The sequence below is a fragment of the Shewanella sp. 1180_01 genome, assembly GCF_052850535.1.
In genome coordinates, this window is record NZ_VXCT01000040.1 from 12,672 (window position 1) to 35,387 (window position 22,716).

At 47.2% G+C, this 22,716-nt stretch carries 18 protein-coding genes; 4 read left to right on the forward strand and 14 right to left on the reverse strand.

The annotated features are described in order from the left end of the window. Positions 1–24: 24 nt before the first annotated feature. On the forward strand, positions 25–966 hold the full coding sequence (locus FW758_RS17565; protein WP_012090512.1) for a LysR family transcriptional regulator: 942 nt from the start codon (positions 25–27) through the stop codon (positions 964–966). Here FW758_RS17565 and FW758_RS17570 read toward each other — a convergent pair. Next, a complete protein-coding gene (locus FW758_RS17570; protein ID WP_446446068.1) occupies positions 950–1,831 on the reverse strand; it encodes a patatin-like phospholipase family protein in 882 nt (293 codons plus the stop codon). The two genes, FW758_RS17565 and FW758_RS17570, sit on opposite strands and share 17 nt — an antisense overlap. Before the next feature lie 78 nt (positions 1,832–1,909). Further along, positions 1,910–2,923: a LysR family transcriptional regulator gene (locus tag FW758_RS17575; protein WP_446446069.1), complete on the reverse strand. Its 1,014-nt coding sequence runs from the start codon at positions 2,921–2,923 to the stop codon at positions 1,910–1,912. 124 nt (positions 2,924–3,047) lie between these two features. On the opposite strand from FW758_RS17575, the gene FW758_RS17580 reads away from it, so the two are divergent. Next, positions 3,048–5,048, forward strand: coding sequence for a ligand-gated channel protein (locus tag FW758_RS17580; protein WP_446446070.1), 2,001 nt, complete (start codon positions 3,048–3,050; stop codon positions 5,046–5,048). A gap of 84 nt (positions 5,049–5,132) precedes the next feature. On the opposite strand, the gene FW758_RS17585 is transcribed toward FW758_RS17580, so the two are convergent. Next, positions 5,133–5,381, reverse strand: coding sequence for a helix-hairpin-helix domain-containing protein (locus FW758_RS17585; protein ID WP_259577439.1), 249 nt, complete (start codon positions 5,379–5,381; stop codon positions 5,133–5,135). Between the two features lie 145 nt (positions 5,382–5,526). Beyond that, on the reverse strand, positions 5,527–6,864 hold the full coding sequence (locus FW758_RS17590; protein WP_259577437.1) for a coproporphyrinogen III oxidase family protein: 1,338 nt from the start codon (positions 6,862–6,864) through the stop codon (positions 5,527–5,529). 379 nt (positions 6,865–7,243) lie between these two features. Here FW758_RS17590 and FW758_RS17595 point away from each other — a divergent pair, with 379 nt between their 5' ends. Further along, positions 7,244–8,146 carry a bile acid:sodium symporter family protein gene (locus FW758_RS17595; protein ID WP_446446071.1) on the forward strand — a complete coding sequence of 301 codons (903 nt, stop codon included), beginning with the start codon at positions 7,244–7,246 and terminating at the stop codon, positions 8,144–8,146. Between the two features lie 72 nt (positions 8,147–8,218). On the opposite strand, the gene FW758_RS17600 is transcribed toward FW758_RS17595, so the two are convergent. The 3 genes from FW758_RS17600 to FW758_RS17610 form a co-directional block, all read right to left on the reverse strand. After that, positions 8,219–9,607 (reverse strand): tetratricopeptide repeat protein, encoded by a 1,389-nt coding sequence (locus FW758_RS17600; protein WP_446446072.1) that lies wholly within the window; start codon positions 9,605–9,607, stop codon positions 8,219–8,221. A gap of 259 nt (positions 9,608–9,866) precedes the next feature. After that, positions 9,867–10,757 carry a hypothetical protein gene (locus tag FW758_RS17605; RefSeq protein ID WP_446446073.1) on the reverse strand — a complete coding sequence of 297 codons (891 nt, stop codon included), beginning with the start codon at positions 10,755–10,757 and terminating at the stop codon, positions 9,867–9,869. 133 nt (positions 10,758–10,890) lie between these two features. Next, on the reverse strand, positions 10,891–12,432 hold the full coding sequence (locus tag FW758_RS17610; RefSeq protein ID WP_446446074.1) for an esterase-like activity of phytase family protein: 1,542 nt from the start codon (positions 12,430–12,432) through the stop codon (positions 10,891–10,893). A 226-nt stretch (positions 12,433–12,658) separates the two neighbouring features. Between FW758_RS17610 and FW758_RS17615 the strand changes: the two genes are divergently transcribed. Next, positions 12,659–13,777 carry a hypothetical protein gene (locus tag FW758_RS17615; RefSeq protein WP_446446075.1) on the forward strand — a complete coding sequence of 373 codons (1,119 nt, stop codon included), beginning with the start codon at positions 12,659–12,661 and terminating at the stop codon, positions 13,775–13,777. A gap of 117 nt (positions 13,778–13,894) precedes the next feature. Here the strand turns inward: FW758_RS17615 and FW758_RS17620 are convergent, their stop codons facing one another. From FW758_RS17620 to fdh3B (FW758_RS17650), 7 genes are all read right to left on the reverse strand, one after another. Further along, the gene (locus FW758_RS17620) at positions 13,895–15,478 is read right to left on the reverse strand and encodes a methyl-accepting chemotaxis protein (RefSeq protein ID WP_446446076.1); all 1,584 of its coding nucleotides are present in this window, start codon (positions 15,476–15,478) and stop codon (positions 13,895–13,897) included. A gap of 421 nt (positions 15,479–15,899) precedes the next feature. Continuing rightward, positions 15,900–16,883, reverse strand: a complete 984-nt coding sequence (locus FW758_RS17625) for a formate dehydrogenase subunit gamma (protein WP_012090501.1) — start codon at positions 16,881–16,883, stop codon at positions 15,900–15,902. A gap of 79 nt (positions 16,884–16,962) precedes the next feature. Continuing rightward, positions 16,963–17,532 (reverse strand): formate dehydrogenase FDH3 subunit beta, encoded by a 570-nt coding sequence (gene fdh3B / locus FW758_RS17630; RefSeq protein ID WP_446446077.1) that lies wholly within the window; start codon positions 17,530–17,532, stop codon positions 16,963–16,965. A 29-nt stretch (positions 17,533–17,561) separates the two neighbouring features. Next, positions 17,562–20,414: a molybdopterin-dependent oxidoreductase gene (locus FW758_RS17635; RefSeq protein WP_446446078.1), complete on the reverse strand. Its 2,853-nt coding sequence runs from the start codon at positions 20,412–20,414 to the stop codon at positions 17,562–17,564. 17 nt (positions 20,415–20,431) lie between these two features. Then, a complete protein-coding gene (locus FW758_RS17640; protein ID WP_310802956.1) occupies positions 20,432–20,632 on the reverse strand; it encodes a twin-arginine translocation signal domain-containing protein in 201 nt (66 codons plus the stop codon). Between the two features lie 384 nt (positions 20,633–21,016). Beyond that, the gene (locus FW758_RS17645) at positions 21,017–22,045 is read right to left on the reverse strand and encodes a formate dehydrogenase subunit gamma (protein ID WP_006083567.1); all 1,029 of its coding nucleotides are present in this window, start codon (positions 22,043–22,045) and stop codon (positions 21,017–21,019) included. Between the two features lie 49 nt (positions 22,046–22,094). Continuing rightward, positions 22,095–22,691 carry a formate dehydrogenase FDH3 subunit beta gene (gene fdh3B / locus FW758_RS17650; protein WP_006083566.1) on the reverse strand — a complete coding sequence of 199 codons (597 nt, stop codon included), beginning with the start codon at positions 22,689–22,691 and terminating at the stop codon, positions 22,095–22,097. Positions 22,692–22,716 lie beyond the last annotated feature (25 nt).

The window sequence follows — 22,716 nt, forward strand, 5'->3', positions numbered from 1 at the left end:
TATTTTGGGGTAAATGAGGGATAGATGCTAAAACGTTTGGATCTGAATTTACTACCCGTACTTGAAATCCTGCTTGAGGAACAAAGTGTGACGGCCGCTGCGGCGCGGTTGCATTTGAGCCAGTCGGCGGTGAGTAAACAACTGACACGCCTGAGGGAAGTGTTTGATGATCCTCTGTTTGAGCGCACCGCCTACGGTTTAAAGCCGACGCCTAAGGCTTTGTCACTCGCGCCTGAATTGCGCCAATGTTTACAGCAATTGGCGCAATTTACCCGGCCCGACACCTTCGAGCCCGCCTTAAGTCAGCGGCAGTTTAGAATGCATTTGGTTGAAACCACATACTCGCTGACCTTCCCGCATTTTATGCCCTCGCTGCTCGCCCAAGCGCCCGGTGTGAGTCTCAATTGCCAAACCTGGCGTCTCGATACTATGGACAGATTACTGCGCTGCGACATCGACTTAGCCATAGGTTGCCGCGAGTGGGACGAGCGTTCGCCTATGCATGTGAATCATATTCCCGACGACTTGTGCCATGTCGAGCTAGTGCAGGATTATACTGTGTGCTTGATGCGCCGCGATCATCCGGCGTTAGCACAAGAGTGGAATTTAGACACCTTCTTGAGCTATCGCCATCTGCAAGTGGCTTTTGGTGGCATAGAGCATTGGTTGCTGGATGATGTGCTGCAACTTGAGGGCCGTCAGCGCGATATCGCCGTGAACATGACCGACTTTCAGAGTGCTATGGCCCTGTGTGAACAAAGCGATTTAATTCTTTGCGCGCCGTCCCGTTATGCCTTTGCTGTGATGAAATCCTTCGAGCTTCAGTCTTTACCATCTCCTATCAAGCTGATCCCCGGCGCGTATTTATTGATGTGGCATAAACACTTCGAGCATGACTTGAGCCATAAATGGCTACGTGAGTTGATCATTAGCCAAGTGCTGCCGTCGATTACGCCTCGGGTTTAGGCTCTTTTGGCGCCGCTAACCAAGCGGTTAATGTGGGTAAGACTGCTTTTCCATCCGCTAGCCCTTGTTGATAGACGGCGGTCACCTTATCGATATTGCGATCGAGCCTGGATAAATTAAGTGGCTGCGCTGGGCGGATCACAAAGGCGTTATTTTCTGCAACTGCTTGGTCTAACTCGGTTAATGCTTGATTGTAAACTCGGTGGCGTTCACTTAACGCATGGGCAACCGCGGGGTAGCGTTTGTAGGCTTTGCGGGCTAACCAATTCATTTTCATTGCGGATTTTTGGTAATGCTGATCTTGAGTCAAGATCACCACTTGGCGTGCATAACCATCTTTGCGTGATTGCGCTAACGGTATCGGTTCGCCGATGCCGCCATCGAGGTAATGGTGTTGGTTAATCACGCTGGGTTTAGACATAAAAGGCAGGCTAGAGGAGGCGATGAGCACGTCGAGTAATTTATCGTGGTCATTAAAATCGGCCATACCGAAGTAATCGGTTTTCCCTGTATTGCAGTTAAAGGCGCCGACCTTAAATTCGGTATGACTATTTAAAAATGTATCAAAATCAAATGGCAGTAACTCATAGGCCATGCGGCGATAGGTAAAGTCTGTGTTGACATAGTTGCCTGTCGCCAACCAATGGCGCAGGCCCATATAGCGTTTATCGTTGAGATATTGCTGCTGAATTTGAAGATTACGCCCAAATTGGCGTGACACATAGGAAGCTGGATAAATGGCGCCCGCAGACACCCCAATCACATAGCTGAAGTTGAGCGACTGCTGCAAAAACGCGTCTAACACACCTGCGGTATAAATGGCTCGAAGGCCGCCACCTTCCAACACTAAGGCCACATCTTTCATTGAGTTACATCTTTTTTATTGGTTTATCCCAGCAGAATACCTCAGCTTAGCGCAGAAATGAATGCGCAAAAGGCACACTTAAGATGCGTGATCGACGTTGGTGTGATGGGACGCTTGCTTGGGCTTTATGGGTAAAATATTGGTCACGCAATCCTTTGTGCCACCATTTTGAACAGGCTGTTTAGATTGAACTGCAGGGGTAAAATCCGCCTGACTGAAGTATTGGCTAAGTGTATTGAGCGCTTCTTTCACTTTTGCGGGCTGCTTATCCCGCGCCGAAGTGACGCTGTAAACGCTGTAAGTATTGAGTGACCACTCGGGTAAGAGGGTCACAAGCTGGCCGCTTTCGAGATATTTATGTATTTCTGGTTCGGGCAGAGCGGCAAACCCGAGACCATCGAGAGTGAGTTGGATTAATGCCTGCATATTGTTGACCGTAATGCGCTGGCTTGTCAGTTCGAAGCATTCTTTGCTGCGGCTGTGAGTTAAGATTTCACTGTTAGCGCTGGGGTGATTAATGCGATTAAAGACAGCTAATTCAACGGGATGCTGAATAGTTTTGTGCATTGGCAGATAATCGGGCGAGGCGCACAGCAACATGCGCCAATCGGCTAAGTGGCGGGCAATTAAGTTGGAGTCTGATAAAGGCCCGATGCAAATCGCCAGATCTATGCCCTCGTTGACTATATCTATCGGGCCATCCTGCAGCAGTAAATTCAAACTTATCTGCGGATGCGCCGCCAATAGGTAGTTAAAGGGTTCGCTCAACAAGCCGCCGCCAAAACCTATGGGCGCGGCAATCTTTAATTCCCCCGAAGGAATCCCTTTCAAGTTATTGAGTTTCTGCTCAGTGCTTTCGACTATCGCGATGACTTTTCGGCAATTTTCATAGAACAAGCTGCCCGCTTCTGTGAGGGTAAGATTGCGAGTATTGCGGTGGAATAGACTGATCCCCATGTCCATTTCGAGCTTAGTTACTTGTTGACTCACCGCCGACGAGCTGAGATTTAATTGCTGCGCCGCGGCGCTCATTGAGCCCTTTTCTGCGATTGCCGCAAAAACGATCATGCCTTTGATCATGTTTTTATTCATTTTTAAGTAACTCTTACAAGTGAATACCTAAAGTCTAACTTGAGCTGATTGTAACATAGGGATACATTGCCGTATTGAAAATTGTTCTCATTTACAATCTTTGTCCAATGGAGACTTGTCGGTTATGTTGTTAAGTCGTAAGAAGTACCTCGCTCAAGTGATCACCGCTTTATGTTTGTTGCCCGCAGTACCTGTGACAAATGTCCTTGCGGATACCGCGCCTGATAAAGAAAAGATGATGGAAAGAATCGTGGTAACCGCATCGGGATTTGAACAACAAATTCGCGACGCGCCCGCATCTATCAGTGTGATCACCCGTGAGGATCTGGATAACCGCTTCTATCGCGACTTAACCGATGCCATGTTAGAAGTCCCGGGTGTAGTGATTACCGGCGGCGCTGACCGTCAGGACATCAGCCTGCGGGGCATGGGCAGCCAATACACGTTAATTTTAGTGGATGGTAAACGCCAATCTTCGCGCGAGACACGCACTAACAGCGACGGTCCAGGTGTTGAAGGCGCTTGGACTCCACCATTGGCGGCCATCGACAGAATTGAAATTGTTCGCGGGCCTATGTCATCACTTTATGGTTCGGATGCCATTGGCGGCGTGATCAACATTATCACCCGTAAAGTGCCGAATGAGTGGCAGGGTGAAGTGCGACTCGACACGACGTTGCAGGAAAAGTCGACCTCGGGGAATGTGTACCAGAGTAACTTTTTCGTCAATGGTGGTTTGATTAAAGATCTGCTGGGGATGCAACTGTACGGTCAATACACTCAGCGTGAAGAAGATAATATCTACGGCGGTTACCGTGGCCGTGATGCGACGAATCTGACCGCGCGTTTTGCGCTCACCCCCAATGAAAACCACGACATCATGCTCGAAGTTGGGGTGTCAAACCAAGAACTCGACAGCAGCTTAGGCAAAACCGTTACACCGCTGGCACCGGGCGAAGCCTGTGGTCGTCGCGGTTGTCCTCAATCTTCAACGACAGAATACGAAAACAGCACCATTTCGCTGTCACACACAGGGCGTTGGGACTTTGGTACCTCGGATTCTTATATCAAGCATGAGGTTTTTGATAACAAAACCCGCAAGATGAAGATCACTAACACGGATGCGCAATCTAGCCTGATCACCACCTTAGGCCAAAGCCATACGGCGACTTTTGGTGCGGCATTTAACCATCAAGATTTAACCGACGAAACGGGTAATCAGGTTAGCGACTTAACCGATATCAGTCGCAGACAATGGTCGGTATTTTCTGAGGATGAATGGCGCATAGTCGATAACTTTGCCCTGACCATGGGGCTACGTTTGGATGACGATGAAAACTTTGGTCACCATGTCAGCCCGCGTGTTTACGGCGTGTGGGGATTAACCGACAGCACCACCTTAAAGGGCGGCGTGTCGACGGGCTTTAGGGCGCCGAGTTTGCGCCAGACAGTGCCCGATTGGGGACAAGTGAGCCGTGGCGGCAACATGTACGGTAATCCAGATTTACAACCCGAAACCTCAGTGAACTATGAGTTAGGTGTGTATTCGGATCTGACCGAGAGCATTACCGCCAGTGCGGGTGTGTTCTATAACGAGTTTAAAGATAAGATCACCCGCGTGGCCTGTCCTGCGACTCAATGTACCGATGGCCCCAATCAATTTGGTTCCGACCCAACCACTTATGTGAATATTGACGATGCTGTGACTCAAGGGATTGAGCTGAGTATCGATTATCGGATTCGCTCAAACCTGAGCTTTACGGGTAACTACACTTACACGGATTCAGAGCAAAAGACGGGTGCTTACAAAGGCAGTCCATTGAATCAATTGCCTAAGCATTTGATCCAAGCGTCGTTCAACTACGAGCCTATTGATAATTTAAGCACTTGGTTGAGAGTGAACTACCGTGGCGAAGAGAGCCAACCGACGACGGGACCGTCATCGAACAGTTTAATCGCTCCTTCTTATACTCTGCTGGATTTAGGGGCTAACTATCAGTTGAACGATAGCCTGAAATTTAGCGCGGGTATTTATAACGCCTTCGATAAGGATATTACCCAAGAGGAATACGGTTATATCGAAGACGGCCGCCGCTACTGGTTAGGTATGACCTACAGTTTTTAAGCCGACACCTTATTGCTAACACTGAAACGAAAGCCAGAGTATTCACTCTGGCTTTTTGTTAGTTGTATTCATCAATAGGAATGACTATTTGTTTGCTAGCGGGTGGGCGCGGGCGAGTTCGATGGCCGCACCTATGGCGTTTCGCGCTTGAGGACTGTTTTTCCAGCACGTGGTGCGCAGCATGCTGGCGACTAAGTTTGCGATATCATCCACTTCGTGTTGTGCCAGTTGTTGCAGTGAACTGATACCAATTTCTTCGAAGCGCTTTATCACAGTAGGGCCAACGCCTTTGAGTGCCAATAAGGCGTTTTTTTCTTGTTCATTAAAACCCATAACCCATACTCCTTTATGACTGGGATCGCGCTCAAGCTAGCATTAATACGATTGGTATAAGGCAAGACTACCTTTAAACCAAGTTAACAAAAAGGCCCTCGAAGGGCCTGTTTAGTCTTTATGAATCAACAATCATCCGTAAGTGTTACATATCACAGGGTTTGAGCGGTTTACGCAATTGGGCGCGCACATTGTCCATACCTGAATAAAACTCTTTCATCATCAAGAGACCCATCATCTTGCCGTTGTCGGTCACGATCAGATTGTCGGGATCCCTTGGGTCATTCTTGATCGCGCCAATTAACTTCATCGACGTCATTTCTTTAAACAAGGCGGTATCTAAGTTGACGCCAAAGGTGTCGCGGAAATATTTACGTGATAAACGGCCGGAGAACATGCCCAGCAAAAAGCGATATTGCATCACGTCTTTTTTGCTGTAGTTCTTTTGTTGCTCGACACCCATGTGGCCCGCTGCGATGCGTTCTTGGTACTTACGTAGCGAGAAAGTGTTCACATATAAGGTGTCATTCAAGAAGCTGAATGAGCCAGAACCTACCCCTAAATATTCGTCGTAGTCGATAACGTATTCGTCAAATCCTTCGTCATCTGTTTTACCAAATGCCCATGCAGACAATTGATTATATTGGCCATTCAGGCTGTTTAAGATCTGGCGATATTGGTTAGCCATATCCGCCTGCGGCGCCGCTAATTTGCCTTTTACACTCTTGCGAGTCTGGTGGGTGATCATCAGCGGATAAGTGGTAATTTGTCTTGGATCTAAACGCGATGCCATGTCGAGATCGTGTTGGATCACTTCATCGGTTTGGCCGCGGAAACCAAAAATCAGATCGACGTTGATAATGGGGAACAGCTCTTTGGCGCCCATGATCTTGTCGAAGGTTTGTTGACCCGTACCGAACTTATCTAGTCGGTCGGTCATTTTTAAAATATCGTCATTAAAGCTTTGCACGCCGATGGACATGCGATCCACTAGGCCTTTGAGTTGCTTAAAGCCTGGGCTGTCTAAATGCTGCGGATCGGACTCGCAGGAGACTTCTTTAATGCTCGGGAATAGGGTTTTCGCGTGTTCGATAGTACGGGCTAATTCATCTTCTAATACTGTGGTGGTGCCGCCGCCAATGTACATAGATTCAAAGTCATAGCCTAGGGCTTTGACCATTTCCATCTCTTTACGCAATGAGATGAAATAGGCGCGTGCCTTGTCTTCCTTGAACATAAAACGGTGGAAGGTGCAGTAAGAACACAGGGTGTGGCAGAAGGGGATATGCGCGTACAGCATATACTTTTTGCCTTCTACGGGCGCTGGCATCATTTCTGCGGAAAGGGTATCGAGGCGAAGATTCTTATCGACGTAGTACTGCATGACTCGTTCCATCGAGCCGAGCATCCAGTTAGGGACGGTAATATTCGCTTGATAAGGCGTTGCGATAGCGCCGTTGAGCGTTTGGATAACTGATGACATAACGATTCCTATCTGTGAGTGCTAACCGTAAACACCGAAATTGCTTTAGGTAATTCACGACTACCTAGCGCAATTAGACTACCTCGTATGTAATTGTTAAAACGTGAACTGGTTATAAGTTACGGTTTCCTAACAAGGAAATCACGGGCTTTTTGTTAAGCAGATCATGTTTTAGTGATTAAGCATGCATTTTTAACCTGTACTTTTTGGAGGAATTTACTGTGAATTTGAGGAGTTAACTTAAGGTGTCAGTCGAAATGTGGAGATTAAAATATCACCATTAAAGGCTTTTATTGCTGACGGATTAGCGCTTGTCTATCCAATGCTCGACTGTCATCATCCGAGCGATGAAATAACCTCATGATCTAAAGGGCTAGCTATGTTGGTAAACGTAAACCGCTTCTTCCCGCTGTTGGCACTGATAGGCGCTGTGACCGCTTATTTGATGCCGAGTTGGTTTACTGAGCTTAAATCCGCCATAGTGCCGCTGTTAGTGATCATCATGCTCTCTATGGGACTCACCTTAGATCTGCAGGATTTTGCTAATGCATTCAAACAAAAACGTGCCGTGCTGACTGGGCTGATACTGCAATTTTCGGTCATGCCGCTTAGCGCATTATTGATCAGCCAGTTATTAGGATTAGATAGGGAACTCACCATAGGCATGGTGTTGGTGGGCAGCGTGGCAGGCGGCACCGCCTCAAACGTGGTCTGTTATTTGGCAAAAGGCGATGTGGCTTTATCGATAACCATGACGGCACTGTCGACCTTAGCGGGCGTAGTATTAACGCCACTGATTATTAAGCTGTTGATTGGCGAAATGATCGATATTCCCTTCGCCGACATGCTACTGAGTTTAGTGAAAATTGTGCTGTTCCCTGTCAGCGCAGGCGTGATCATCAATCATTTCTTTAAATCGCTGGTGGCCAAAGTCGCTCTCGCATTGCCGTTGATTTCAATCTTGGCAATCGTGATGGCGATTACCATTATCGTGGCATTAAATGCCAATCAGTTTGATAAAGTTGGCCCCATTATTTTGCTGGCAGTGTTCTTACATAATGGTTTAGGCCTCGCTTTAGGCTACTTTTGCTGCCGTTTATTAGGCTTTAACCATACCGTCAGCAAAACCATTTCTATCGAAGTCGGTTTACAAAACTCGGGTCTCGCTACCGCTTTGTGTATTAAGTTTTTTAGCCCTATTTCTGCCATCCCCAGCGCGATATTTTCGATATGGCATAACCTATCAGGCGCCATGTTGGCGGGATATTGGGCGAGGGAATAATAAGATGTTGCTATCGAAAATAGACAATACCTGTGGTCTAGCAAGCGCGGTCACAGGCTTAGATTGCTGTGACTAATCAACCGGTAATGGGGTCTCGACGGGCATAAGTGTCAGCTGCAAGATATTTTCTTGCTGGCTTAATGCCAGTGGCAGTGTGTAGTTAGGAAAGCGCAATCCGAATACGGCACCTTGTTGTAATAAGCGATACAGCTGATCTGTCATGGCAATCGTTAAGCTGGCACAGCCATGCTCGTCGACTCTGCCTTCAAGTGGTAAAGCGATTTTGTCGGCTAAGGTCAGATACGCCGCCATACGCCAGTGCGAGTTTTCTCCAATATTGTATGTGCTGCCATGCAATTGGTTGTAGCCTAAACCACAGGCTTGCAAGCTTAATTGGATTTTGGCCGCTGTGGGTAGCGAAAGAGTCTGTTGCCGCTGCTGTGCCAGAAACGTGCCCCATGCCAGCCGATTTATAACTGAGTCCAGTGAGATGGGAACATACTGATCTTGCTGTTTTAGCGCATTAAAGCGGGCAATGCCTTGTTTCAATTTAGTGAGATCGTCTTCATATTCCAGTTGTGCCTTAAGCAGCTCATAAGCGGGAGCCTTCGCTTGTTCCATGCCCGCTAACGCCGCTTTCTCGTAGTATGCCAGTGCTTGCACTTTATTGGCCTCTGCGCCCAAACCACGCTCTTCCATGCTGCCTAAATGATAGTTAGCGATGGCAACTTGACGTTTAGCACCTTGTAAAAATGCGGCTTTCGCACCGCTGTAGTCATTTTCGTTCAACAGTAGGGCGCCGTAGTTTGTCCACGCCGTACTATCATCTGCTGCCATACCCAATTCCAGCCACTTTATGGCTTGCTGGCGTAACTGCGGGAGGTCGAGACTTTCTCTTTCGCTGCCGACACTTTGCATCGCTATTAAGTAAGCGCGCAGATACTCGCGTGAGGCATTATCCAGATAGAGGTTATCGAGTTGAAGTTCAAAGGCTTGCCCAAAGTAACTCCCCGCTCGCTGCGCCGCTGCGATTGCTTTCGTTAGATAGAACCTTGAACTGGGATCTGCCGGACTGTGTGCTCGCCCTAGGTTATATAAGGTCGGTAGTTTAAGACCCCGCGCCAGTGCTTCTTCTAACAAGGGGATGGCCTGCGTTTTTCGATCATTATCCAGCGCCATGCTGCCTAGATTATGGCTGGCACGGGCCGAACCTAAGGCTCTGGCTTGTTCATAGTATTGGCTGGCGGTGGCATTGTCTTGCGTGACGCCACGGCCGAGATGGTAGGCTTTACCCAGTAGAAATAACGCATCAGCATTGTTTTCTGCGGCTTGCTGCGCTTGTTGTAAGAAAGCGTCGTATTGTTGTTGCTCAAATAACTGTTCCAGCGCGGATTTTTCCGCTGTTGCTGCAAAGCTTAGGGTCAACAGTAATAGGAGAGTCGCAATCGTGAATATCTTCATAACATCCTTGTAGTTAAGCTGGGTACTTGCAAGTGGTAGTGTTAGTGAAGTTGGCTAACATAGTGGCTTGTTATGCTACAAGCAAGTCTTGCTGTTTGCCACTGTGTTATGACTGGCGGATGAGTTGCAGCGATAGCACTGCCGTGACTATTGTGTGGCATTGCCAGTTTGAAGGGGCTACCGACATTTTCCTTGTTACCTAGTTTACCTACCAAAATAGCCGTTTTGCGGCTTTATGCCTCAACGCTGATTTGTGTCACTATTGACTGCAAAAATTGGGTGCTGCTGCATAGATAAAAGCAGTTTTAGTAAGTGAACTCGTTGAGTTCCACGCACTCATTTGCGCCATAGCGTCTAAAGCCAGCTTAGCTCTTTGCACGACTTTGGCAGTGTAATTGCCAGTGGGATCTTTATACTTAAAGGACACTTCGGCAATCACGGGTTGCTGCGAGGCACTTGGGGAGCTGGTGTACCACAGCGTGAGTTCGAGTGAGGCATCTATGCTACCTAAATCGATTTCACAGCCTTCAAACACATATTCGTTAATCGTAAGGCCACCGACTTTGGCGAGTGTGAGATTGCTACTTAAACCGTAAGCGTCGGCAAAGCCTGAAAAGTGACTATTTACATCGGCCATATCATTTAAGGTGCGAGTGTTTGGCGTGGTGGTTGAATGGCTATATACAATGCGGATGCCATTATTGATATCGGTACTGATGTCGGCTTCGAGTTTAGTGTCGGCTTGATTATCGGGTGAGCTGAGATCTTCAAAGTCAGCAATAAATCGATCAGGGCTGCGAAATTTCAGGGTTACTTCACTTTTGCCATCGCTCGTTCGGTCACGAAAGATATAACCTAACTGCTTTAGCTGACAACTGGTTGGGGTGTCATAGAAGGCTACTTGACGTGTTTTGGTTAATGCCCAAGAGCCTGTGACATTGCGACTAATTGCGTTGCTAATGGTTTGTTTAGCATCCGTTAGATAGCTATTGGCGGTTGTACTTTGAGTGGCGTAATTAAAGTGGCTTGGGTCGAGCAGTAACTTATATTCCCTTGATGTTTCAACAGGATTTGCTTGTGCTGCATATGAGGCGAGCAGGGCACTTGAGACTAACGTGAATGACATCATCGCCTGTGAAGCAGTTTTCATCGGTTAATCCTTAAGTGATGTGCTGATGCAAGGTTGTTTATGTTTTCGCGATAACGACTTCTATTACAACTTGAGTGTGTTATGAGCCACCACTATAAGACAGTGATGGCTCATGTGGCTGAATACTTAATGGTTATTTATCAGCCGATAAGGATAAGTCGTCAACTATATACAAAGTGTTGCCGTCGATATCACTTTGCGCACTATCGAGATATTTCTGTTCTAAGGTGTTGTTATTGCTCCAAGTGGCAAAGTCATCGTCATTTAGCACACCCAAACGCTTATTATCAATGAGCCACAAACCTTCCATTTTGTCATGGGGATATTGTGTTTTGGCGGCCATATCTAGCACCAGTGATTTTGTCGCGGGTATGATGCCATTGGCTGCAAGTGCCTCCCAGCCATCGCTTAGCGCTACCTGTTCTAAGGTTTTACCTTTAAGGGTTAAACCTAACGCCGCATCTTGGGCGATATCAGCTTGTGCAGCGACGGTCTCTAGATCTGTCGCGCCGCTTATATCTATCTTGTATACATGCTTCATCACATCAGTGTCGATATTAAAAAACTTGCCATCACGTTCTAACACTAAAAATTGGCTGTTACTTAAGGCAACGATCGCTGAGTTAGAGTTCTGGGCAATTTCTTGCTGATATAAATATTGGCCAATAGCGCCGGTCACCAAGTTGATGGTCACGATTCGAGTCAGGGTATTATTGTTAACACTCTTATCGGGATTGGAAATGGTCGATTGCATTATGCCCACAAGTGTCGACTGATCGGGCGTGATGGTCAGCCCTTCCATCCCGCGGTTGGCACGGCGATGAGCAAACTCTGCTGGTAGGCTATATAAGTTGCGTGCATCGTCTGCGAAAGGATTAATCCGCGCTATTTCTACGCCTTCAGCCGAGTAATGCACTATATGTGGACCATACTCGTCGCTGACCCAAAAACTGCCATCATCCATGGCGGCAAGACCTTCTGAATCTAACCCATAGTCATCGAGCTTGATGGGGGTGGTCTGGGCATTGTAAGGCTGGCTCATGTCTTGACGAATGACTTCACCTGCTGCGTCATAGGGGATTTCTCCTGTGCCGCCAAGGCTGCTGCTATTGGGAAGTCCGGTGATCAAGCTGCCATCTGGGCGTTTAAATAAGATGTCTTTGACCTTAGTGATGGTGCCATTGGTTTGGAGTTCAAATAAACCGATACGTGGTGTGTAGTCCGGCGTTGGAAACATCTTACCTTTGCCTAAACTACCTGTGTAATCCGCATTCGGGCCGCGATCGGTGAGGGCATAAAATTGAATAGGATTATTGGGATTGGGCGCTGCATCAGAGCCATAGCCGCCGTTACGAATTTCAAATTTAGTACCAGGCATAGCGCCATTGTCTAAATCAGCGCGCAGCACAGTGAAAGGTAAATGCACCGCTTTATCCGTAAACAGGTCGGCATTACATGTATAGCTGCTATCAACCACTTCATTACTGTCGAGCTTGCCGTTATCGTTGCTATCAAGACCTGAATCCGTGCGAGTGCCGCCCATCCAGCAGTGGCTATCACCGCCAATTAAGGTGGTTTGTGTGGTCAGGCTACTGATGTCTTTATCATCCGAATTACAAGCACTCAGTAGCAAAACTGACAGGCACAAGCCTGAGGTGACGAGCACATTTTTCATCTTAATATATCCCGATTCTCAAAGTGATTAGCTATGTTGTTGGCAGGTAATATAAAGTTAGGCTGTGAACTAAATGTGACAAGTGTGCCGCTTAACGTATCGAGTACGAATACGGTGTTCACGAGTAATACGGTGTGTTGGTTGTGCATGAAAGCCCATGATGGCGTGGTTGATTGGCTGAGTCCGAAGTTTTTTAGTGGTATTCAATATTTAAGGAAGAATAAATATGAAACTCTTACCTGATGAATGGATGATAATAAAGCGAGTAATTATATATATTGTTATTGCATGTTCATTTACGGCGAGTGGCAATGAACTGCCTTTAAAAAGAGAAAATATACTACGCGTAGAGCATCCCAGCGCCATTCAATTTACAAGTGCCCTAATCCAATCTGGAACATCCAATACTTTAGTGTATGAATCTTGGAGTGGATATAAGATGGAAAAAGCTTGGTTGAGGTATACTCCTTTAAATTTTGATCATGGCGTATTAGATAAAGGTTCATTAGTCAATATTTTACCTGAAAGTCCTTCTAATATAGTCTCGTCCGTGAGTTTAGTTAACTTTAATGGCGAAGATTGGTTGTATTATCTTGAGGCCCGCAGCTTTAAGTCTGAGGCTGATGTATTTCGAGCCAAATTGCGTAATGGGGTTTTAGTCGAAATAGAATCTGTATCATTAAAGGATGCGATTGCGCCATCAAGTAATATTAAATTTCATCGAGTTAGTCGCAACAGTGTTGCTATTGTGTATACCGCCAAAAAATGTTGCAGTCTTTATTTTGCACTAAGTAATGATGGCGTCAAATTTGATACCCCCTCTGCTATAGATAGTTCAGGTTTTATGCCTTATCTTTCATCTTTCTCCGGTGGTAATATTGTCTATTTTTTTCAAAAATCCTTCCGCACAAGTCAAACTCAGCCCAGCGGTAAACCTGCCTATATCATTAAGACTCATTTTAGAATATCCAGTAATTTAGGGCATACTTGGACAGAGGCTATACCTATTAACTTGACTGATGCGACAGTGCACGATGCTAAGGCTATTATCAGACCAGATGGCAATATTGATATTTATTATGTTTACCCCATTCAAGAAAATAGTGGATTATCCCTTTGGCGTCGATGTCTGAACCCTAATGGTCAATTAGGTGTTGAGGAGTTAGTGGTTGAGCCTAGTTTCGGCAATATTGCTAAGCCGACTCCGCATCGTCTTAATACTGGAGAATTACTCATTACCTTTGTCGAGCAAGGAAAAGTCGTATTAGAGGGTGATCATAATCTTCATGCTGCAATTATCTCCCGTGATGCTAGCTGTGATATTGGGCCAGCTGTAATTCAGTAGCCGTGACTTGATACGTTCTTTGCAGTTAAATAGCGACTCAATAAAAATTAAGCGAAATCCCTTGCGAGTTATGACACGCAAGGGATTTGTGTCAAGAGTGGACGAGTAAATATAAACTTAAAGCTTAAAATGTGAGACCACGCCGACGAGTTGTTCTTTCGTCGCGGCCAAAGAGGTTGCGCTATTGAGGGTGGCTTTACCGCTTTGATTCAGTTCATCGACCATTTCACGAATGGTGGTCAGATTACGGTTTATCTCTTCGGTCACGGCGCTTTGCTCTTCGGCGGCAGTGGCGATTTGATTGCTAAGCCCATTAATATCGAACACATAAGCGGTCAGGGTATCGAGGTTTTCCGTTACCAGAGTGGTTGTGTCAGCGGCTTGTTGGCAACTGTGTTTGGTTTGCTCCATTGCGGTCACTGCTGCATCGGCACCGCGGCGTAAACGTTCAAGCATCTGATTGATCTCGGATGTACTGGCTTGAGTACGAGCGGCCAATGTACGCACTTCATCGGCGACAACGGCAAAGCCTCGACCTTGTTCACCTGCGCGGGCGGCTTCGATAGCCGCATTGAGCGCGAGCAGATTGGTCTGATCGGCAATCTCGCCTATTACATTTAAAATAGCGGCGATATGACGAGTGTTTTCGTTCATATCATTAATCGCATCGGCTGCTACATCGACTTTAGTCACCAAGGCAATCACAGTGTTGGCGGCCTGTTCAACGGCTTTCTTCGATTTATCAGCTTGTTCATTGGCTTGCTGAGTAAACTGGGCTGCAGACGCGGCATCACCTGCAACGTTATGGGCAGTCGCGCTCATTTCTGTCATGGCCGTTACGACTTGGTCGGTTTCGACTGCGTGAGTTTGTAGCGCACCACTATTAGTATTGGATTGCACATTCAGTTGGCCAATTTGGTCAGACATGTGATCTGAGGCTTGGGTAATATCTGAGATGATATGGCGTAGATTATCGATAACGCGATCGAGATCGGTGGCGAGTGAGCAGAGTTCGTTGTCACCCTTTATGTTTGTCTTATGTGTCAGGTCGCCATTGGCTAGGCGTTCCATTACCAGCTTAATGTCATTGACGATTCGGACTAAGCGTTTGCTCATAAAGAGCGCGCTGAGAAGTGAGGCGACGATGGCAAATAAGATCAGGCCCAGTAACAAGCTTTCTGCGATAGCAATCTTACTTCCTGCCTGAGTTCCTAACTCATGGTTACGGATAGTGATTAGTGAAACGAGTTGATTAATTTGATCGCTGACTTTAGGACCAAGTTCACGACGTTCCTCAGTTAATTCCGCTTCTGTGGCGGTGCGCTCAGCAAGCGTAACTTCTTGTCGGTAAAGACGGACATATTGCTCTATCTGTGGCTGTAAAGTCTGAATGTTACGCGCATTTTGGCCCATGAAATTGGTATTAAATTCAGAGAGTTTAGCGACTAGCTGGCTAATGTTCTGTTGATGTTCGGTAATGCCTTTCTCATTATGGACTAGCGTCGCTAAACGAATTTCAAAGAATTCAGCACGTATATTGGTAAAGGTTTCTGCCAGTTGGGTATTGTTGACTAAGCGACGGCTAGTTTCACCGAGATCGGTAAAGCTACGATAGGATGAGATACCTATGATGATGAGTAGAATACTCGCGATCACCGAGGGCAAAGCCGTCAGAGTGCTGGTTTTAGCATTATTAAACATAGTGACCTTAAGGATGTAGAACGGATAGAAGAGGTGATGTAATAAAATTACACAATATGGTCATTTTACAGCCTGAAATAAGAGGGTGCAAATTGATGGTTGTTTAAATTACGCCGTAAGGCATTGTTTATTAATACTTGTTTTCATATTGTTGCATGTAATCAAACGCTGGGTTGATTATATATTGAGTTGCAAAATAACGTTGAATTCTAACTTATTGTTTTTAATTTATAATTTGTCAAATCTCCTAAATTTCGAAACATAGAAACAACACAGGTATTGCCGCTTGTGAGCGACATCACAGATTGAGTAAATGTTTTAAAATGTATCAATATTGGCATGAAGAAAAACACCTCGACGCTGCGAGGTGTTTTTAGTTAAACCGACGGTTTCTTTTATGCGTTGAGACGAGTCAATGACACTAGTCTTTGTATTTCAAGGTGCCGTTAGCTTTGATTTCGTCAAACCACAGGTTGTGATGTTGGCTTGCCCAGTTTTCATCACAGTAGCCAGACACCATACATTCCATACCGCCTTCTGACATTACGGTTGCCATGAAGATGTGTACGATAGAAAAAGCACAGATCACGATAGCGCTCACTGAGTGCAGCACGAGTGCGATCAAGCTTAATGTACGGCTAGGTTCGAATAGGTTAGGGAAGAGTAACAACATGCCTGAGGCCGAAATCACTAATCCAAATAGGGCAAAGGCCCAGAACCACATTTTCTCACCGGCGTTCGCAAAACCTGCGTCTGGGTGCTTACCTTTAAACGGGCCAAAGTTAATGTAACCGCCCACGACTAAGAACCACTTTACGTCGTACATTTTTGGCAGCTGGTTTTTCGCCCAGAGGGTGGTCATTAATGCCCAACCTATCATGAAGGGAATCGCCATCACGTCATGGATTTGCTTCGCACCGTAGACGATGGCTTCCCAGATGCCTTCGCCCAACCAAGGTTGGAAGAAGAAGCGACCTGCCAGCAAGGTTAAGCCCGTTAAAATCAACAGTAAGCACGGGATCGCGCCTAACCAGTGGATTGAAACATCAAACTTAGACCAGCGATGCACTAACTTGCCTGAAAAACCATGGTGCAGCTTAGAGATGCCATTCACCTTGATAAATAAGACAAAGATAATAATCATGCCGAATAGTGCTGCCATTAAGGCCGGCGCTAACCAGTCGCTACGTAGCTCTAATACCCGTAGATCATAGGTATTGATGGGTTGAGCATGAAACTCACTTTGGGAGGTAGTGTATCCCGTGGCACCATCCTTCAGTTGTGCCCAAATTTGGGCATCAGACTGTTGAACTTGATTCGCCAGTTCATCACCACCATTGGCTATACACACGGCACTAAATAGCAGTGCTATGGCTAAACCTATGTGTTTGAACCATTTGTTCATCATACATCCTCTCTCACTTAGTCGCGCCCGCCTGAGCAGGCGCTAAGCTAAGTCTGTGGACAGATCCTGTTGACCTGAATTAATTCCAAGCCGCGTTTTTAGCACCACGGTAAGCCACACGTTCACGGAAGATGTTTGAAACAATTTCAGCATCACCCGCTAACAGGGCCTTAGTGGCACACAGTTCTGCACACATAGGCAGTTTGCCTTCGGCAATACGGTTTGAACCGTATTTTTGGCGCTCTGCATTTGAGTGGTTTTCTTCTGGGCCGCCAGCGCAGAAGGTACATTTATCCATCTTGCCACGGCTACCAAAGGCACCTTTTTTCGGGAACTGCGGTGCACCAAACGGACAGGCGTACAAGCAGTAACCGCAACCAATACAGGCATCTTTGTTGTGTAGCACTATGCCATCGTCGGTTCTGTAGAAGCAATTTGCTGGGCAAACTGCCATACAAGGTGCATCTGAGCAATGCATACAGGCGACAGAGATAGAGGCTTCACCACGTTGACCATCGTTAATGGTCACTACGCGGCGGCGTTGGATCCCCCACTCGAGAGCGGAGTCGTTTTCGTTTTTACAGGCAGTGACACAACCGTTACATTCGATGCAGCGCTTGGTATCACACAAAAATTTCATTGTAGCCATAATGGCAATTCTCCTAGCTTAAGCTGCACTTACGCTTTAACGATCTGACAGAGTGATGCCTTGGTTTCCTGCATTTGTGTCACAGGATCATAACCATAGGTCAGCGCAGTGTTAGCGGATTCACCGATAACGTAAGGTACTGTGCCCTCTGGATAATTAGGCGCTAAACTTTCACCGTGCATCACACCCGCAAAGTGATATGGCATAAAGGTCACGCCAGGTTTAACGCGTGGCGTCACCATAGCTTGTACCTTAATGCGGCCACCTTCGGCGCCTTCTAACCAGACGTCTTCACCGTTACGAATGCCGCGATCAGCTGCATCGGCAGGGCTTATCTCAACAAACATTTCCTGTTGAAGTTCAGCTAGCCAAGGGTTACAACGAGATTCTTCACCACCACCCTCGTATTCAACCAGACGGCCTGAGGTCAGTACCAGTGGGTACTTGCCGCTCATGTCTTTGTCTTGGATTGACTTATACAGCGTAGGCAGACGGTGCACTTGCATGTCGGCATAGGTTGGGTATTGGGCCACTAAGTCACGGCGCGGCGTGTATAACGGTTCGCGGTGAACTGGCGCTTGGTCTGGGAAAGTCCAAACAATACAACGGGCTTTAGCGTTACCGAAAGGAATACAGCCATGCTTGATCGCTACGCGAACTATGCCGCCTGACAAATCAGTCTTCCAGTTTCTGCCTTCGGCTTCGGCTTTTTCTGCCGCCGTCAGATCATCCCACCAACCGAGTTGTTTGAGCAGTTTGTCGGAGAATTCTGGATAACCGTCTTGGATTTCAGCACCTTTAGAGAAAGAGCCTTCGGCCAATAGGTTTTTACCATTGTATTCAACGCCATAACGGGCACGGAAGTTACCGCCACCGTCTTTAACATGTTTGGATTGATCGTACAGAATTTGGGTGCCGGGGTGTTTCGCTTCTGGCGTGCCCCAACATGGCCAAGGTAAACCGTAGGTTTCGCCTTTCGCTGGTCCGCCTGCGGCTTCCAGCGTCTTGTTGCTGAAGGTGCCCCAGTTTTGGGTATGCAGTTTCAGACGTTCAGGGCTTTGGCCCGTCATACCGATAGTCCACATGCCGCGGTTGATTTCGCGGGTGATGTCTTCAATCACAGGCAAATCATTTTCTTTGGCGATGCGTTTAGTGTACTGCTCAGCAAAACCAAGTTTTTGCGCTAAGCGATACATGATTTCGATATCGGTTTTAGATTCAAACAATGGCTCTATGACTTTTTCGCGCCATTGCTGACTGCGGCCAGAGTTAGAAACTGAGCCTTCAGTTTCAAACTGTGTCGCTGCTGGTAGCAAGTAAACACCATTCTTACGGCGATGCATCACACCTGCCATAGTTGGGAATGGATCGACCACCACCACAGTGTCCATCTTGTCTAAGGCATCACGCACATCACGTTGGCGGGTTTCGGTGTTCACCGATTGTCCCCAGAAAAACGCCATGCGAATGTTATCTTGCTGCGCGAGTTTGCCTTTCTCTTCTAGCACACCATCGTGCCAGCGAGAACAAGGGATACCCGGCGTAGTCATAGGTTCGCGGCCAAGATAAGTGCCTTGATCGAAACGGCCTTTCATCCATTCCATGTCTAGATCCCACACGTGGGTCCAGTGAGTCCAAGCACCTGTTGTTAAGCCGTAGTAACCCGGTAAGTTATCGAATAACAAACCTAAGTCAGTCGCGCCTTGTACGTTATCGTGACCACGGAAAATGTTCGTTCCGCCGCCTGATACGCCCATGTTGCCTAGCGCTAATTGCAGAATACAGTAAGCGCGGGTGTTGGCATTACCGACGTGGTGTTGAGTACCCCCCATACACCAGATCACAGTACCTGGGCGGTTATCAGCCATGAGTTTCGCGGCTTGATAAACCTCGGCTTCACTCACACCTGTGATGTTTTCCACTTCTTTAGGTGGAAATTTTTTCGCCTCGGCGCGAATGGTGCCCATCTCGAAAACACGTTGTTGGATAAAAGTTTTATCTTCCCAACCGTTTTCAAAAATGTGCCATAACATACCGTAGATAAACGGAATATCAGTACCTGGACGCAATGCGCAGTGCAGATCTGAATGCGCCGCGGTGCGAGAGAAACGTGGATCAACTACGATCAACTTAGCGTTGTTTCTTTCTTTAGCGATCAGAATATGTTGCATCGCCACTGGGTGGGCTTCTGCTGGGTTAGCACCGATAAAGAAAATCGCATTCGCGTTTTGGATATCGTTAAAGGAGTTAGTTTGCGCACCGTAGCCCCAAGTGTTAGCAACACCGGCTACCGTGGTAGAGTGACAAATACGAGCTGAATGGTCGACGTTGTTTGTGCCCCACATGGCCGCCAGTTTGCGGTACATGTAGCAACCTTCGTTAGAGAACTTAGCGCTACCCATGAAGTACACTGAGTCTGGGCCGGATTCTTTACGAATGTTGAGCATTTGGTCGCCCACTTCGTTAATCGCATCTTCCCAAGAGATTTTTTTCCACTTGCCATCAACCAATTTCATTGGGTATTTCAGGCGTTTTTCGCCATGGCCATGCTCACGCAGTGCCGCACCTTTAGCGCAGTGACCACCGGCGTTGAAGGGGTGATCGAATGCTGGTTCTTGACCCGTCCATACGCCATTTTGTACTTCGGCATACAGACCACAACCGACGGCGCAGGCACTACAAATAGTACGTTTGACTTCGATGGGGGCATCATGTGGCACTTCTTTGGCTTCGACGCGACGCATCATGCCTGTGCCCATTAGTGATGCCGCCGCAATACCACCGGTGGCAATACCTGCGTGCTTCATAAATTGACGACGGCTAATGCCTAACGCCGGTTTGTCTGCCACTGGGGCGACACTAGACTTGCGAGTTAACTTCATCGCTGACTTCTCCTAGATTAGCTGCGCAAGCTATTGTAATAGCTGCTGATGTGCGCAGTTTCGTGGTAACCCTTTGACGCTTTGTTGGTTACCTTGCTGCTCTCGCTGGCCTGTGCCACGCTCATGCCGGTTGTGGCAATCGCGGCACCCGCTACGCTGCCGACGGTGAGCGCTTTAAGCAAAGATCGGCGAGATAAATCGCTGGGTTGCTGCTTCATGCTGACTCCTGAAATTAGGGTTTAGTTTTTTGAGATCGCACGGCTTTTTGTGGGATTCATCTTGTTATCAAAAAGTGAAGATTAGCGGTGGAAAAGATAATGAAATCATCTTGTTTGCCATCAATCATCGCGCGTGACGGCAATATAGTAGGAAAGGGTTGAGTAGGAATTGATCTAGGACAGTTTGCAGTGTTGAAATCGGCTGCCGTTCTCTTAAAGCGTTAACTCGCTCATAGTTTCGCAACTCCCTTGGAAGCAGGGCGCTGGCGGCTTTTTGTATCACAGCGTTTCAGGTGTTAAGTTTTTGTATTGTCGAATGAAGTACAGATAAAAGAACACCCCGCATTGCGGGGTGTTTTAAGGACCTAAAAGCTGCGGTTTAACTTAGTCTTTATATTTTAAGTTGCCGTTGGCTTTGATTTCGTCATACCAGAGATTGTGGTGCTGGATTGCCCAGTTTTCATCACAATAGCCTGACTTCATACACTCCATACCGCCTTCGCTGAGTACGGTCGCCATCCAAATATGCACTATGGTAAAGGCAATCAGAATAATGGCGCTGATAGAGTGGATCAGTAGCGCGCCCATGGAGGCTTCGCGCGGTAAGTCTAAGCCAGGTAACACCAACATGATGCCAGAAACACTGATAAATAAACCAAACAACATCAGCGTCCAGAACCACATTTTTTCACCGGCGTTAGCAAAACCACTGTCGGGGTGTTTACCTTTGAACGGGCCAAAGTTGATATAACCACCTACCACTAAAAACCATTTCAAATCATACATCTTGAAGGTTTGTAGCGGCATCCATTTGACGACACAGACAGCCCAAGCCGCGATAAAGATGGGACCTGCCCAATCGTGGATGGTTTTGCTGCCGTAGATCAATGGCGCCCACAGATCAGGCCCTAACATTGGCTGAACAACATGCTTACCTAACATTATGGTTAAACCGGTAAACATTAGTGTCAGACAGCTGCTCGCCATGATCCAGTGGATCCACAGATCCGCCTTAGACCAACGTGCCACTAACTTGCCTGAAAAGCCTTTGCTGAGTTTTGATGGACCATTCACCAGATAAAACAATAAGAAAGCCCCGAACACACCGACAACGGCCAACGCCATAATCGGGGTCAGATATTGGTTTCTCAGTTCTTTACCTTGGTTACCGGCAACGTTAATCAACACCCCAGTATCTATCCCTTTGGCAGTGGTATAGCCGGCATCGCCTGCTTTTACCGCTCGCCAAAGATCGGCATCGCTGGTTTGCGCTTTCGCCTGTTGTTGACTCGATTGCTGATCACTTGCGTGTACTGGGCTTGCGCTCATTACTGAACCTAATCCCAATCCCATGACGAGCACCAACAGAGCAAACAGACTGCGCAGTGATTTGTTTAACTGTTTGTTTAACATTTTCACTCCTTGCCAGAGGTTAGGGATGACTCCCTAACCCTCGCTCTGCTTAGTTAATCTCACCTGTCTTGGGGTTGTAACCCCAAATCACGTTAGGATTGCCACGAGAGGCCATACGTTGACGGTAGATATTGGATACCACTTCCGCATCACCCGCGAGCAGGGCTTTTGTCGAACAAAGCTCAGCACACATAGGTAACTTGCCCTCAGCAATACGGTTGGCACCGTATTTTTTACGCTCGGCTTCGGAGAAGGTTTCTTCTGGGCCACCGGCGCAGAAAGTACACTTGTCCATCTTGCCACGACTACCAAAGGCAGTCTTTTTCGGGAATTGCGGTGCACCAAATGGACAAGCATAGAAGCAATAACCACAACCGATACAGGTATCTTTGTTGTGTAGCACTATGCCGTCTTCGGTACGGTAGAAACAATCTGCCGGACATACAGCCATGCAGGGAGCGTCAGTACAGTGCATACATGCCACTGAAATTGAGGCTTCGCCAGGTAGACCATCGTTAATCGTCACCACGCGGCGACGTTGGATTCCCCACTCGAGAGCGGAGTCGTTTTCGTTCTTACATGCAGTGACACAACCGTTACACTCGATGCAGCGCTTGGTGTCACACAGAAATTTCATGACTGCCATAATGGCTTATCTCCTCATCAAGTAG

Coding starts and splice junctions, on each gene's coding strand:
- FW758_RS17565 (WP_012090512.1), top strand. CDS start 25: ATGCTAAAACGTTTGGATCTGAATTTACTACCCGTACTTGAAATCCTG.
- FW758_RS17570 (WP_446446068.1), bottom strand. CDS start 1,831: ATGAAAGATGTGGCCTTAGTGTTGGAAGGTGGCGGCCTTCGAGCCATT.
- FW758_RS17575 (WP_446446069.1), bottom strand. CDS start 2,923: ATGAATAAAAACATGATCAAAGGCATGATCGTTTTTGCGGCAATCGCA.
- FW758_RS17580 (WP_446446070.1), top strand. CDS start 3,048: ATGTTGTTAAGTCGTAAGAAGTACCTCGCTCAAGTGATCACCGCTTTA.
- FW758_RS17585 (WP_259577439.1), bottom strand. CDS start 5,381: ATGGGTTTTAATGAACAAGAAAAAAACGCCTTATTGGCACTCAAAGGC.
- FW758_RS17590 (WP_259577437.1), bottom strand. CDS start 6,864: ATGTCATCAGTTATCCAAACGCTCAACGGCGCTATCGCAACGCCTTAT.
- FW758_RS17595 (WP_446446071.1), top strand. CDS start 7,244: ATGTTGGTAAACGTAAACCGCTTCTTCCCGCTGTTGGCACTGATAGGC.
- FW758_RS17600 (WP_446446072.1), bottom strand. CDS start 9,607: ATGAAGATATTCACGATTGCGACTCTCCTATTACTGTTGACCCTAAGC.
- FW758_RS17605 (WP_446446073.1), bottom strand. CDS start 10,757: ATGAAAACTGCTTCACAGGCGATGATGTCATTCACGTTAGTCTCAAGT.
- FW758_RS17610 (WP_446446074.1), bottom strand. CDS start 12,432: ATGAAAAATGTGCTCGTCACCTCAGGCTTGTGCCTGTCAGTTTTGCTA.
- FW758_RS17615 (WP_446446075.1), top strand. CDS start 12,659: ATGAAACTCTTACCTGATGAATGGATGATAATAAAGCGAGTAATTATA.
- FW758_RS17620 (WP_446446076.1), bottom strand. CDS start 15,478: ATGTTTAATAATGCTAAAACCAGCACTCTGACGGCTTTGCCCTCGGTG.
- FW758_RS17625 (WP_012090501.1), bottom strand. CDS start 16,883: ATGAACAAATGGTTCAAACACATAGGTTTAGCCATAGCACTGCTATTT.
- fdh3B (WP_446446077.1), bottom strand. CDS start 17,532: ATGGCTACAATGAAATTTTTGTGTGATACCAAGCGCTGCATCGAATGT.
- FW758_RS17635 (WP_446446078.1), bottom strand. CDS start 20,414: ATGAAGTTAACTCGCAAGTCTAGTGTCGCCCCAGTGGCAGACAAACCG.
- FW758_RS17640 (WP_310802956.1), bottom strand. CDS start 20,632: ATGAAGCAGCAACCCAGCGATTTATCTCGCCGATCTTTGCTTAAAGCG.
- FW758_RS17645 (WP_006083567.1), bottom strand. CDS start 22,045: ATGTTAAACAAACAGTTAAACAAATCACTGCGCAGTCTGTTTGCTCTG.
- fdh3B (WP_006083566.1), bottom strand. CDS start 22,691: ATGGCAGTCATGAAATTTCTGTGTGACACCAAGCGCTGCATCGAGTGT.